Annotated in this window: 11 protein-coding genes and 1 pseudogene; 6 read left to right on the top strand and 6 right to left on the bottom strand. The window is 63.7% G+C overall.

Annotated features, from left to right (window positions below; all coding sequences use genetic code 11):
* Positions 1–183, bottom strand: coding sequence for a hypothetical protein (locus ACTGJ9_RS17925; protein WP_456678117.1), 183 nt, complete (start codon positions 181–183; stop codon positions 1–3).
* 352 nt (positions 184–535) lie between these two features.
* Between ACTGJ9_RS17925 and ACTGJ9_RS17920 the strand changes: the two genes are divergently transcribed.
* Positions 536–757 (top strand): hypothetical protein, encoded by a 222-nt coding sequence (locus ACTGJ9_RS17920; RefSeq protein WP_456678116.1) that lies wholly within the window; start codon positions 536–538, stop codon positions 755–757.
* 7 nt (positions 758–764) lie between these two features.
* Here ACTGJ9_RS17920 and ACTGJ9_RS17915 read toward each other — a convergent pair whose 3' ends face one another.
* From ACTGJ9_RS17915 to ACTGJ9_RS17905, 3 genes and pseudogenes are all read right to left on the bottom strand, one after another.
* Positions 765–2,156: an NCS2 family permease gene (locus ACTGJ9_RS17915; RefSeq protein WP_456678115.1), complete on the bottom strand. Its 1,392-nt coding sequence runs from the start codon at positions 2,154–2,156 to the stop codon at positions 765–767.
* Positions 2,157–2,168: 12 nt separating this feature from the next.
* Positions 2,169–4,033 (bottom strand): annotated as a pseudogene (locus ACTGJ9_RS17910) (adenine deaminase).
* A gap of 8 nt (positions 4,034–4,041) precedes the next feature.
* On the bottom strand, positions 4,042–4,710 hold the full coding sequence (locus ACTGJ9_RS17905) for a TetR/AcrR family transcriptional regulator (protein WP_456678114.1): 669 nt from the start codon (positions 4,708–4,710) through the stop codon (positions 4,042–4,044).
* A gap of 232 nt (positions 4,711–4,942) precedes the next feature.
* On the opposite strand from ACTGJ9_RS17905, the gene ACTGJ9_RS17900 reads away from it, so the two are divergent.
* Positions 4,943–5,956 carry a formamidase gene (locus tag ACTGJ9_RS17900; protein ID WP_456678113.1) on the top strand — a complete coding sequence of 338 codons (1,014 nt, stop codon included), beginning with the start codon at positions 4,943–4,945 and terminating at the stop codon, positions 5,954–5,956.
* Between the two features lie 141 nt (positions 5,957–6,097).
* Positions 6,098–7,417 (top strand): dicarboxylate/amino acid:cation symporter, encoded by a 1,320-nt coding sequence (locus ACTGJ9_RS17895; RefSeq protein WP_456678112.1) that lies wholly within the window; start codon positions 6,098–6,100, stop codon positions 7,415–7,417.
* A 10-nt stretch (positions 7,418–7,427) separates the two neighbouring features.
* Here the strand turns inward: ACTGJ9_RS17895 and ACTGJ9_RS17890 are convergent, their stop codons facing one another.
* On the bottom strand, positions 7,428–8,801 hold the full coding sequence (locus ACTGJ9_RS17890) for a hypothetical protein (protein WP_456678111.1): 1,374 nt from the start codon (positions 8,799–8,801) through the stop codon (positions 7,428–7,430).
* Positions 8,802–8,897: 96 nt separating this feature from the next.
* On the bottom strand, positions 8,898–10,169 hold the full coding sequence (locus ACTGJ9_RS17885; RefSeq protein WP_456678567.1) for an allantoate amidohydrolase: 1,272 nt from the start codon (positions 10,167–10,169) through the stop codon (positions 8,898–8,900).
* A 403-nt stretch (positions 10,170–10,572) separates the two neighbouring features.
* Here ACTGJ9_RS17885 and ACTGJ9_RS17880 point away from each other — a divergent pair, with 403 nt between their 5' ends.
* The 3 genes from ACTGJ9_RS17880 to ACTGJ9_RS17870 are packed head-to-tail and all read left to right on the top strand — an operon-like array spanning position 10,573 to position 13,722.
* Positions 10,573–11,685, top strand: coding sequence for a BMP family ABC transporter substrate-binding protein (locus ACTGJ9_RS17880; protein WP_456678110.1), 1,113 nt, complete (start codon positions 10,573–10,575; stop codon positions 11,683–11,685).
* Positions 11,682–12,794, top strand: coding sequence for an ABC transporter permease (locus ACTGJ9_RS17875; protein WP_456678109.1), 1,113 nt, complete (start codon positions 11,682–11,684; stop codon positions 12,792–12,794). Before ACTGJ9_RS17880 ends, ACTGJ9_RS17875 begins: the two co-directional genes overlap by 4 nt.
* A gap of 1 nt (position 12,795) precedes the next feature.
* Complete coding sequence (locus ACTGJ9_RS17870) at positions 12,796–13,722, top strand: ABC transporter permease (protein ID WP_456678108.1); 927 nt, start codon at positions 12,796–12,798, stop codon at positions 13,720–13,722.
* The last annotated feature ends 6 nt before the right edge of the window (positions 13,723–13,728 follow it).

The following is a 13,728-nucleotide window of genomic DNA, read 5'->3' as shown; positions in this document are numbered from 1 at the left end:
TCAGCTTCGCGCAAGCTCCAAGTGAGCGAGATTGCACTCGCGAAAGTGAGTAGCAATTTCGTCGAGCGCGCGCTGCTCCCATTCCTGGGCTTGGGTAAGCCAAAAAACCCGACGCTCAAAATCGAGCGCCGCACGTTCACGGCAAAGGGATTCCTGACTGCGAATTTCCACCAGCCTGTTCATGCACTCACACTCCTTGTCGTGTGAAGCCATTCCCCGCGAATCAGCGTAGCAGAACCACGAACCCGGCGTCTCATCATTGCTGTGCATATCGCGACGCAGAATGAGACAGCAGCGCTTGCCGTGCACTGCGGCTGTCGCAGCGCAACATCAAATAAAGATCATCAATTAGTGATCGATGATCGGGACGATCATCGCGTCCGGGAGATCTTAACCATTGTGGCGCAACAGACTGCGGCAATTCGTGAAGAGAAGTTCTAAGCAGCTCACCGAATTCCCGACTCATTGTCGTCGCATGGTCTTCATGCAGCGCCGCTAACAGGGGCCTGCGAACGTGACTATCGCTTGAGGCAACATGAACGACGATTTCGACTTCGATCTTTCGCCGGATCAATGGGCAGCCCTGCGCACACTTCGTAACCCCCTAGCGAACAATCGCCTCTCGAAGGCCTATCTCGTCGACAGCCTCGTCAAGCTTGGTCTCGTTGTCATTGATGATGGCGTGCCCGCGATGACCGCCGTTGGACGCAAGGTGCTGGTGCGCGGATCGTGTCGGCTGCTCGACCTCGCGGCTTGACGCGCGCTCAAAAGATCTGTGCGATCACGATCGCGTAAGCGATGAACACGACTCCGAGTCCCCACACCATCGCCGGAATCTGCGACCCCCGGCCGACCGCCACTTCCAGGGACATGTAGCTCAACGTGCCCAGCGCCATTCCGTTGATGAGGTTGTTGGTCAGCACGGTGACGAGCAGCGTCAGCACGATCGGAACCGCATTGACGAGATCGGTCATGTCGATGCGGGCAAGTCCTTGCATCATGAGTACACCGACGAGCACCAGTGCGGGCGCGGTCGCTTGCGGCGGGATGATGACGAAGATCGGCCAGAAGAACAGCGCAAGGAAGAAGAACCCCGCGACGGTCAACGAAGTCAGGCCGGTGCGACCGCCGGCCTGTACGCCGGTGATGGATTCGATATAGGCGGTGACGACGGAGGTTCCGAGCAGCGGCCCGACGATTGAAGCCGTTGCATCGGTCGCAAATGCGGCGGTGGCATTCGGGATTGAGCCGTCCGGCTTGCGCAAATTGGCGGCCCCCGTCACGCCGATCAGCGTGCCCAGCGTCGAGAAGAATTCGGCGCACAGGAAATAGAACAGCAGCGGCAGCGCAACGACGAAATGGCTGAAGAGATAGCCGATGTCGAGCGCCATGAAGGTGCTGGTCGGCCAGCGCGGCCACGCCATGATGGCTGATGGCACCGACGTCACCATCCTGCCGTTTGTGCCCGGGATGAAGAAGCCGATCAGCGTGAGCACCGCGATCGACAAGATCAGCGCCGCCGGCACCCGGCGCGCGACCAACACCGGCGTGAGCACGAGGCCGAACAGCGTCAGCAGCACCGGCGGGCTGCGCAGGGAGCCCATGGCGATGTAGGTCGACGGGTTCTGGACCACGAATCCGGCACCCCGGAGCGCGATGAAGACGATGAGGGTGCCGACCGCCGCCTGGATGCCGATCTTCAGCGCTTCCGGCACGTCCTTTGCGACTTTCTCGCGCAGCTTCGACAGGCTGAGGATCAGGAACAGCACGCCTGTCAAAGCGACCATTGCGAGCGCGCCCTGCCAGGGCATGCCCATCTGCTTGACGATGACATAGGTGAAGATGACGTTCGAGCCCATCGCCGGCGCCACCGCAAGCGGCAGATTGGCCCACAGCCCCATCATCACCGAGCCGACGATCGCGGCGAGCGCCGTGGCGCTGACGAGATCGGCACGGTCCATCCCGGCGTTGGACATGATGGCAGGGTTGACGGCGATGATATAGGCCATCGCCGCGAACGTCGTCGCGCCGGCCATCACCTCGCGGCCGATGCTGGTGTCACGCTCGGTGAGGCCAAAGGTGCGATCAAGCAGTCCCGCGGCTGCGCCCGGTGCCGGGTCGGCGGGAGCGGCTTGCGGCTTCGTCATCTCGTTCATCCCAGTTCTCCCCTACCAGACCACAGGGTGCGCTTCGCCGGTCTGCACATTGATGAAGCCGAGCGGCGCCTGCTCGCACGGCGCTACCAGCACCCAGCTCCAGGGCGCACAGGTCAGCGTCGCAAACATGAGCCTCTCTGGAAATCCCGGATACCAGCGCGGCCGGAACGTCGGCTCGTACATCCAGTCGACCTTGCGACCTTCCGCATAGAGCGCCTGCATCTCGGCATCGAGCGCCTGCGCCGAACGACAGCTCATCAGCCCGCCGACCTCGAAACGCACGGTGGCGACGAGCTCGCCCTCGCGCACCAGCGCCCAGCCGCCCTGAATCTCGATCAGCGCGTTGACCGCCTTTGCCATCGCCGCGTCGGACGAGCCGACCACCCAGATGTTGTGCTTGTCGTGCGCCACCGAGCAGGCGACAGCCGTCTCCGGCGTGCGCGGACCACAGCCCCGCCAAAACATCTTTGCGATGCGCCCATCGCCGGAAAAGCGATCGACGATGGCGAATTTGGTGATGGCCTCGCTCTCGTCTCGCTGCACGGCACCGTCACGTACCGGCAGCTCGAGGGTGTAGAATTCCGGATGCCAATGGAAGGGACGGATCACCGCCGCCTTCATCGTGGTACGGCCAGGCTCGGCCGGCAGTTCGAAATCCTGAGGCTTGATCGAGCGCTTGATGTTGATCGTCTTCGTTGCCCAATCCGGCCACTGGATTTCAGGCACCTGACCAAGATAGCGCTTGCCCTTGGAGACCTGCGCGCCATCGGCCCACACCTCGGCGATCGCAAGCTTGTTGACGTCCGAGAGCAGCACGACGTCGCCGAAACGACCTGGAGCCAGGCTCCCGACGAACGGTGTGAGGCGCATATGCCGCGCCGGGTTGATCGTGAGACACTGGATTGCAATTTCAGGCGCAAGACCGGCCTCGATCGCGACCCGCGCATTGTGATCACTGGCACCGAGCTCGAGCGTGTGGCTGGCACTGCGGTCATCCGTCGTGAATGCGATCTGCGACCAGTCCTGCAGGCCCTTCGCGAGCAGCCATTTCACGATCTCATCCATCGCGTAGACACGCAGCTCCACGAACAGGCCGCGGGTGAGCTTGTCCCAGGTCTCCTCCGGCGTTTGCACTTCGTGGTCGGAGGCGAGCCCCGCCGCGGCAAAGGCGTTGATGGAGGGCAAATCTCGTAGGCCGGAGGCGTGGCCTTCGACGACGCCGCGCGCTGCGAACGTCGCCTCGATCATGCCCCAGAGCCGGTTGTAGGACGGATTGTCGGGATTCCACACCGCCGGCCAATCCATGACTTCGTCGAGCCCCGTGACCATCAGGCTCTCGCCCATGAAGCGAGCCTGCTCGTCGTGGCCATACCAGCCGCCACCCCATTCATAGGCGGTCGGCGGCACCGCCGATCCCGGCTGAGGAAAGATCTTGAGCGGCGAGCCGCGGCGGCGTGCCTCGAACCAGAATTCGAGATTGCGCGCACCGTTGACGTTGGAGAACTCGTGGCTCGCTTCGCAGGTCCAGGTATTGCCATGCGGCAGCACCAGCGCCGCCTCCCATTCCGGCGTCAGATGCGAGCTTTCGATGTGCTTGTGCACCTCGCCGAATCCGGGGACGGCCGCCAGATCCGGCCGATGCACGCTCTCGCGACCTCGCCGGGATAGCTGCCGGCTGGCCCGACCCAGGCGATGCGCCGGCCCTTGAAGACGATCTCCTGATCCTCGCTCCAGCTGCGGCTGTGCACATCGAGCAATCTGCCGACCCGCAAGCAGCGATCGGCCGGGCGGCGGCCGAGCGCCGTCAGCACCAGGTCCTGGCGGATGCGAACCTCGTCGGGCGCGTTGATCAGGAGATCGTCGGGAATTGTATTCATGGCCTGCCTCACTCTGCGCCGGTGCTTTCGCGCGCAGTGGTTCGCCTGCGCGGCAACCTGCCAGCCTTGCCGTTGCGCGCCGCAGCGGCATCGCGCTGACGGACATCGTTCAAAAGGGTCGTGAGCGCCCACTCGACCGTGGCGGCGATCTCGGCGCTGGACATGCCGAAGTCCTCACGCATCGCATTCCAGGCCAGCACGTTGTTGAGATAGGAGGCGACCGCCTCCGCCTGGCGGACCTCTTTTGCGGGGAGATGCCGCGCCAGCGGCGCCATCGCCTTACGATGCTGATCGATCAAGTGCCGCCGGAAGCCGGCTCGGACTCGGCGGCCGGCGCGCGTCATCGCAATCGCACGCGCCAGATGCGGATGACGGTCGAACCGTTTGCACAGCTTGCGGAAAATCTCCGGCAGTTCGTCGGGCGAGGTGAAGGGAATATAGCTGAAGACGTTGTCCTCGATCCACTCGCCGGCCGCCGCAAACAGCTCAGCGCGGGTCTTGAAGTGCCGATAGATGGTTCGCTCGGCAACTTTTGCGCGCTTCGCGACCGCAGCCATGGAAATGTCGTCGGCGGCCTCGTCCTCCAGCGCCTCGACAAAAGCCGCGACGATGCGCTGCCGCGTCATCCCGGCATATTCGTCGCGAAGGCTGGCGCCGTGTCGCTTTGCTGTACTCATGTCATAAGTCTGACATCAGCCGGATTGGAGGGTCAAGCCGAGACTTGAGGCACACCCCGCCGCGACAATGGGCGTCGGCATGCTCTGGGGCCGGGCGTCCCATGCGCGCGCGGCTATGCCTGCCGCCTGAAAAATGGACTTTTGCGCGTTGCCAAAATCGGATTTGATCTGCCGAGAATTGCGCGCAACGGCGTCGCGCAGACGGCAAGGAAGCCGACGGAGGGAGCTGATCATGAACGGGCTTGGCGGGTTGAACAAATCGCCTGAGGGCGTGGTCATCGGGCTGGTTCAATTGCAGTTGCCCGTCGTCGTGACCCGGGCCGATCTGGCGAAGCAGACCGAGCGTATCGTCTGGATGGTCGGGAAGGCACGCCGCAATCTCTCCACCATGGATCTGGTGGTTTTCCCCGAATACTCGCTGCACGGCCTCTCGATGGACACCAATCCCGAGATCATGTGCCGGCTCGACGGACCCGAGGTCGCGGCGTTCAAGAACGCCTGCATCGACAACAAGATCTGGGGCTGCTTCTCCATCATGGAGTTCAACCCGCATGGCAATCCCTACAATTCCGGCCTGATCATCGACGATCACGGCGAGATCAAGCTCTATTACCGAAAACTCCATCCCTGGATTCCGGTCGAGCCGTGGGAGCCGGGCGATCTCGGCATTCCCGTGGCCGAGGGACCGAACGGCGCGAAGATCGCGCTCATCATCTGCCATGACGGCATGTTCCCGGAAATGGCGCGCGAATGCGCCTACAAGGGCGCGGAAATCATGATCCGGACCGCGGGCTACACCGCGCCGATCCGCGAGGCCTGGCGCTTCACCAACCAGGCCAATTCATTCCAGAACCTGATGGTCACGGCCAACGTCTGCATGTGCGGCAGCGATGGCTCGTTCGATTCCATGGGCGAAGGCATGATCGTCAATTTCGACGGCACCGTGCTGGCGCACGGCACTAATGGCCGCGCCGATGAGATCATCACCGCCGAGGTCCGGCCCGACCTCGTGCGCGAGGCCCGCATCAACTGGGGCGTCGAGAACAACATCTATCAGATCTGGCACCGCGGCTATGTCGCGGTGAAGGGCGGCGCGATGGACTGCCCCTACACCTTCATGCAGGACATGGTCGCGGGCACCTACCGGCTGCCATGGGAAGACCAGGTCAAGGTCACCGACGGCACCTCCTGCGGCTTCCCGGCACCGGCTCGCATGTTCGGCAAGACTGCGAAGGCGGCGGAGTGAGAGCCGCAGGCTCCGACATGGCGTAGCGATCGGCGCCGTACCAGGCCGGAGAACGAGCCGTTTTCCTGGATAGTCCGCGACAATCTGGCACGTTAGTTGCTCCTTTTGGGGATGAAACGTCGTCAGAATCGGGGATTTGTCATGTCGACCATTGCCGCCGAGCCGGCCGCAGAGCCCAAACCACTTTACGCCTCGCTGTTCGTCCAGGTCCTGGCGGCGCTGATCCTAGGCATCATCCTCGGCGTGGTCGCCCCGGACTTCGCCATCAGCCTCAAGATCCTCAGCGACGCCTTCCTGAAGCTGATCTCGATGATCGTGGCGCCAATCGTGTTCTGCGTCGTCGTGCACGGCATTGCCGGCGCCGGAGATCTCAAGAAAGTCGGCCGGGTCGGCGTCAAGGCGTTGCTCTATTTCGAGGTCATGACCACCGTGGCGCTCGTGGTCGGGCTCATCCTCGCCTACCTCTTCGGCCCTGGCCACGGCATGAACATCGACCCCTCGACGCTCGATGCCAAGGCACTCAATACATACGCCGACAATGCCCACAAGCTGCAAGGCGCCGGCATCGGCTCCTTCCTGCTCAACGTGATCCCCAGCACTTCGTTCGACGCGCTGTCACGCAATGACGTGCTCCAGGTGCTCTTCTTCGCCGTGCTGTTCGGCGTCGGTCTCGCACTGGTCGGCGGCGAGAAGGGCAAGCTCGTCACCTCGATCATCGATGCGGCCTCGACCGTGCTGTTCCGCGTCATGGGGCTCATTGTTCGGGTTGCCCCACTTGGCGTGCTCGGCGCGGTCGCCTACACCGTCGGCAAATATGGCGTCGGCTCGCTGAAGCAGCTCGTCTCGCTGGTGATGCTGTTCTACGTCTCGGTCGGCATCTTCGTGCTCGGCGTGCTCGGCAGCGTGATGGCACTCGCCGGCATCAATATCCTCAAGTTCCTCTCCTACCTCCGCGAGGAGCTGACCATCGTGCTTGCGACCGCCTCCTCCGACGCGGTCCTTCCTCAGATCATGAAGAAGCTGGAGCGCATGGGTGTGAAGGATTCCGTCGTCGGGCTCGTCATCCCGACCGGCTATTCCTTCAACCTCGACGCCTTCTCGATCTATCTGACGCTTGCCGTCGTCTTCATCGCGCAGGCCACCAACACGCCGCTGTCCTTCGGCGATCTTCTGCTGGTACTCGGCGTCTCCCTGATCACGTCAAAAGGCGCGCACGGCGTACCGGGATCGGCGATCGTGATCCTGGCCGCGACGCTGAACGCAGTGCCGAGCATTCCGGCGATCGGCCTCGTGCTGGTGCTGTCGGTCGACTGGTTCATCGGCATGGCCCGCGCCGTCGGCAACCTCATCGGCAATTGCGTTGCCACGGTCGTCGTGGCTGCCTGGGAAGGCGACCTCGACCGCGCCAAGGCAACCAAGGTTCTCGGGGGCGGCGAACTCGTGGATGTGACTGAGGGATAGCGCCCGCGGATCAGTCATTCCACGGCAGGAGCGGCGTTCCATACGCCCTCCTCCAGACCGACAGGAAGCGCGGAAACCAGGAATGGGCCACCGCGCCCTTGTAGGCCCAGGTGCGATATTTCAGGCCGTGCTCGGAGATCAGCTCCTGATAGCCGCCGTGGACTTCGGTCGCGGTGCGAATGTCCTTCAATATCCCTTGCGCGCAGGCGCGGTAGGTATCGCTCCCCGCGAACTCCTCAAAGTCCAGCATGCGGTCCGCGAACTCGACGTTAAACGTCGGCCAGGACGAGCGCCCCTGATAGGCCGGCGCCGCCATCTTGTGGATCATCTTGTTGCGCGGATTATCCGCAGACACCAGGAAGTGGAACGTGGTGGGGATGCGGAAACGCGGCTCGGCAATGATCAAATCCGTCGTGGCCGCAAACAACGCACGCTCGCTGGCATCGTTCATATTCCAGAAGCCGCGATGCACGCTGACGAAATCCAGCGCGACCAGGGACACCGGCGGGCCAGCCGGTCCGTCCAGCGAATGCCTGATATAGCCATCCTTGCCGAACAGGCGGAGCAGGTCCCGCTTGTACTGTCCAAGATCGCGCCCGAGCAGCCGCTTCAGCTCGTTTTCGTCGACCACACCGAGCTGCACGGCCCACATAAAAGTCGTGTAGACGCAGGCATTGGTGACAAAACGCCGGCGCTCGGCGCGGGTGTCCGTCGCCGCAGAGCGCGGCCTGGCGGCATCGCACAGCAAATATCCGGCGCCGTCAGCTTCGAACGGCTCGAGCTCGCTCGCGAGCTTCAGGATCGCGCGCTTCAGATCGCCAGCGTATTCGGCCAGCAACAAACGACCGGCATGCGCGCATTGCGACACCGCCAGATAGGACGACGCCCGCTCCTCGGCGGAGAGCATCTGCCGGAGGCCGGCGAAAATGCCGAGCAGCGTATCCGAAGGCAGCGAGAAATAGTTGACGCCGAGATACCGGCCTCGTCCCGCCGGAACGATGGTTGTGGTGACGACGTCAGCGCGAACTGCCTCCAGCAACAGGCGCACGCTCTTTTCGAGCAGGCGCGCCCGGCGCACCGCGTCCTGCGCATCCATGATGGTCTCGGGATCGAGGACGTCGGGATAGAACCAGGCAAAGTCGCGCGGGTAATAGGCTGAGGCGTGCGGTGCGCCCGTGACGAGGAACGGCTCGGTCGCCGAGAAGGCGCTGTCCATCGCGTGCCGATAGAGGTCCTCGATGCCCGACAAGGAATGATGCGACTTCCTCAGGAACCGATCACCGAGAAAATTGACCGCCTGAAGAGCGTTGGCGACAAAAGTCGCCGCGGCGCCCTGGTAAAATCGATTTCCGCGATGTGACGGCAAGGCAGTATCGCTATTCATTCGCGCCTGATGTCTCATGATTCCGGCGATGGCCGGTCACCAATCTCAGGATGACTGATTCGTGTCTCGCCCCGATGACATGCAGGCTCCCGATCGTCACTCCGCGCCGGCGCGATCCCGCGGCCTGAAATTCTCGATCACCCGCAGCAGCACCCGCGCGCCGGCGCCGGCATCGGCCAGTTCGACATGCTCATCGGGATGATGGCTGATACCGCCGCGGCAGCGGACGAAGATCATGCCGACATCGGCGATATCGATCATCGCCATGCCGTCGTGCCCTGCTCCGCTCGGCAATTCGAAGGCGAAAAAGCCTTCGGCGGCGATCGCTTCTGCGATCTGATCCTTCAGCCAGGGCGCGCAAGGTGCGGTGCGATTCTCATGGGTGACATCGAGCTGAAGCGCCAGTTGGCGGCGCTTCGCGATGGCTTCGATCTGGCGGACGACGTCGGCGACCGCGCGCTTGCGATGCATATCGGTCGGCGCGCGCATGTCGATGGTGAAGGATACTTCGCCCGGAATGACATTGGTCGCGCCGGGCCTCGCCTGGATATAACCGACGGTGCCAACCAGGCCGCCCTCGTCGGTCCGGCAAAATTGCTCGATCGCGCCAATGCATTCGGCAGCACCGCTGAGCGCGTCACGGCGCAGCGCCATCGGCACGGTGCCGGCGTGCCCCGCCATGCCGGTGAGCTGCGCCGCCAGCCGCGTCGCACCCGCGATCGCAGTCACGACGCCGACAGGGAGATTCCGGGCTTCCAGCACCGGCCCCTGCTCGATGTGCAATTCAAGATAGGCCAGCAGTTCGCGCCGCGCACGCGCGGCCGCGCCGATGTGATCGGGGTCGAGGCCGAATTTGATAAGCGCATCGCGCATCGATACGCCGTCGCGGTCGCGCGTGTTCAAGACGCTCTCGTCAAAGGTGCCGGCGACCGCGCGGCTGCCGAGCAGGGTCGAGGCGAAGCGCACGCCTTCCTCGTCGGCAAAGCCGACCACCTCGACCGCAAACGGCAGGCGCTTGCCGCGGCGGTTGAGATCGGCGACGCAGGCGATCGCCGTGATCACGCCCAGCGGCCCATCCCATTTGCCGGCGTCACGCACCGTGTCGTAATGCGAGCCGAGCATCAGGACGGGTGCCCCCGGACGCTCGCCTTCGTAGCGGCCGCAGACATTGCCGATCGCATCGAGATGCGCGCTCATGCCGGCCTCACGCATCCAGCCGAGGATGAGCTCCGAGGCCATGCGCAGTTCCTTGGTGAGGTAGATACGCGTGAGCTTGCCGTCTTCTTCCGAGATCGCCGCGAGCTCGTTGATCCGACGCACGATCTCCTCACCGAGCGATGCATGTTCAACGGCAGTCACGGCAACCATCTCGCTCAAGCTTTCCATCCGGAGACCGCGCCGCGGTCGTATCCCCAATCGATACAAGTTCGGTGCCAGCGAATTCAGGCCGCCGGCGCCGCTTCAACTCAGCGCGTGGTTAGCATGAATGCGTGTGGTCGGCCGACCGCCCTCGTCTCCTCGTGCACACGTGAGAGCTGGTTAAGGCTGCTTAACTACCTTGCATACAATTCCACAATACTGCTCATAATTTAATCGTCAGATTTTCTGATCAGGATTTCAGCAGCAGATATATCTCATATTTTTCAATCTACTATCCCGAAATGCCCGTTCCAGCGCCTCTGGCATGAAGCTTGCGACATCCAGTTCCAGGCTCTGCCAGACCGGCGCAGCCGCGAGATTGAGGCGGCCCAGCCGCCAAGGGGAGCAAGCAATGGATATTGGCAGGATTTCACGACGTCACTTGTTGCAGGGCGGTGCCGCCCTCACCCTCGGTGCGGCGGCCGGCGCCCGCTCGGCCTTCGCGGCAGACACGACCATCGGCTTCATCTATGTCGGCTCGCGCGACGACTACGGCTACAACCAGGCACACGCGCAGGGTGCGGCGGCGCTGAAGAAGATTCCCGGACTGAAGGTCGTCGAGGAAGAGAAGGTGCCCGAGACCGACGCGGTCGAGAAGACGATCGAGTCCATGATCAACCTCGACGGCGCCACCCTGCTCTTCCCGACCTCGTTCGGTTACTACAATCCGCACATGATCAAGATGGCCAACAAGTTCCCGAAGCTGCGCTTCGAGCACTGCGGCGGCCTCTGGACCGACAAGGATCCGAAGAACGCCGGCAGCTATTTCGGGTATATCGACGAAGCCCAGTACATCTCGGGCATTGTCGCCGGCTACACCTCCAAGAGCGGCAAACTCGGCTTCGTCGCGGCTAAGCCGATCCCGCAGGTACTGCGCAACATCAACGCCTTCGCCCTCGGCGCCAAGCTCGCCAATCCCAAGGCCACCACCCAGGTGATCTTCACCGGCGACTGGTCGATGCCGGTCAAGGAAGCCGAGGCCACCAACAGCCTGATCGACCAGGGCGTCGATGTGCTCACCTGCCACGTCGACGGCCCCAAGACCATGGTCGAGAACGCCGCCCGCCGCGGCGCCTTCGTCTGTGGCTATCACACCAACCAGTCGCCGCTCGCGCCCAAGGCGTATCTCACCGGCGCGGAATGGAATTGGGAAGCGCTCTATCCGAAGTTCGTCAAGATGATCGCCGCCGGCGAAAGCATCCCGAACTTCTATCGCGGCGGCCTCAAGGAGGAGATCGTCAAGACCTCGCCCTATGGCGAAGCCGTCTCGGCCGAGGCGCGCAAGCACGCCGACGAGGTCAAGGCAAAATTCCTCTCGGCCGAAGGCTACGCCATCTTCAAGGGCGGGCTGGTCGACAACAAGGGCAAGATGGTGATCGCCGCCGGCACCGATCGCGGGCAGAAGGATCCCGAACTCGAGAAGATGGACTACCTCGTCGAGGGCGTGATCGGAGCGACTTCGTGACATCGGAAGCGGCGGATTCTGTCGAGGCGGTCGGGACAGTTGCCCCGGCCGCCGACCCCGGCCTTCTCCAACGCCACGGCGGCACGATCGAATATGTCCTGATCCCGGGCGCGGCGCTTGCCGGCGCGCTCGTGGTCTTCGGCATCTTCGTCACGCTGTTCGGCAAGAACCCGCTCGACCTCTATTTCTACATGTACTACGGCGCCTTCGGCACCTGGTTCTCCTGGCAGAATACGCTGACGCGTGCCGCGCCCCTCATCCTCACCGCGCTCTGCACGGCGCTGCCGGCGCAACTCGGCATGGTCATCATCGGCGGCGAAGGCGCATTGCTAATCGGCGCGCTATCGGCGACGAGCGCCGCACTGTTATTTCAGGGCATGCCGCCGCTCGTCGTACAGATCGCCATGATCATCACCGGCATCATCGGCGGCGGCTTGTGGATCATGCTGGCAGGCGCGCTGCGGCAGTATCGCGGCGTCAACGAGACGATCTCGAGCCTGCTGCTCGTCTACATCGCGCTCGCGATTCTCAATCACCTCGTTGAAGGCATGATGCGGGATCCCGCGAGCCTCAACAAGCCGTCGACCCGCGAGATCGGCGCCGCCAACATGATCGGCAGCATTCCCGGTACCGATGTGCATTGGGGCCTTATCTTCGGCCTGATCGCCGCGATCGCGGCCTACATCCTGATCTATCACACCGTGTTTGGCTTCGCCGCGCGCGTGGCAGGCGGCAACATCCGCGCCGCCAAGATCGTCGGCCTCGATGTCAGCAAGCTCATCCTGACCATCTGCTTCCTCGCCGGCGGTGCCGCGGGACTTGCCGGCATGGTCGAGGTCGCTGCGGTGCAGGGCCGTACCAACGCCAATCTCGCGGCCGGCTATGGCTTCACCGGCATTCTCGTCGCCTTCCTGGCGCGGCAGAATCCCCTCGCAATTATCCCCGTCGCGATCCTGCTCGGCGGTATCAGCGCCAGCGGCGGCCTGTTGCAGCGCCGCCTGGGACTGCCCGACGCGTCCGTCCTGGTGCTCCAGGGCATCATCTTCGTCTTCGTGCTCGCCAGTGATGCGCTTTACGGCCGCATCGGTTTCCTGAAGGGAAAGTCCTGAGATGGCAGACGGATCGATCGGACTCTGGACCGTCCCGCTCGCCGTGCTCGGCGGCGCCATCCGCGTCTCCACGCCCTTCCTGTTCGTGAGCCTGGGCGAGTGCATCACCGAGCGCTCGGGGCGCATCAATCTCGGCCTCGAAGGCACGCTGGTGATGGGCGCGATGAGCGCCTACGGGATCTCCTACCTCACGGGATCGCCGTGGCTGGGCGTGCTTGCCGCCGGCGTCACCGGCGCCCTTTTGGGCGCGCTGCACGCCGGTATCTGCTCGCTGCCGCGCGTCAACGACGTCGCGGTCGGCATCGCCCTGATGCTGTTCGGCACCGGCCTCGCCTTCTATCTCGGCAAGCCTCTGATCGAACCGACCGCGCCGCGGCTGCCCGCGATCGATTTCGGCTGGTGGAGCGACATCCCGCAGTTCCGCGCCGCGCTACGCGTCAACGTGTTGTTCCTGATCGGCGTCGCGCTGGCACCGATCCTCTATTGGGCCTTCCGCACCACGCGCTGGGGATTGCTCATCCGCACCGCGGGCGAGAGCTCAGACGCCGCGCGTGCAATGGGCCACTCCGTGCTGCTGATCCGCCTGCGCGCGACCATGGTCGGCGGCTTCCTCGCCGGCATCGGCGGCTCCTTCCTGTCGCTGTTCTATCCCGGGAGCTGGAACGAGGGCCTGTCCTCGGGCCAGGGCATCACGGCGGTGGCGCTCGTGATCTTCGCGCGCTGGGATCCTCTGCTCTGCCTCTGGGCCTCGCTCGCCTTCGGCGGCGCCGCGGCGCTCGGACCGGCACTGCAATCGGTCGGAGTTACCTCCGGCTATCACCTCTTCAACGCCGCGCCCTACATCCTGACGCTGGCGATCATGATCATCACCTGCTCGCCGAAACGCACGCTGACCGGAGCCCCGGCCGAATTGTCGATCACCCGCTAGAGAGCG

The sequence above is a fragment of the Bradyrhizobium sp. RDM12 genome (assembly GCF_051917485.1).
Classification (GTDB): Bacteria; Pseudomonadota; Alphaproteobacteria; order Rhizobiales; family Xanthobacteraceae; genus Bradyrhizobium.
The sequence above is the reverse complement of the archived record's forward strand: the minus strand, read 5'-3'. Positions and strand labels throughout refer to the sequence as shown.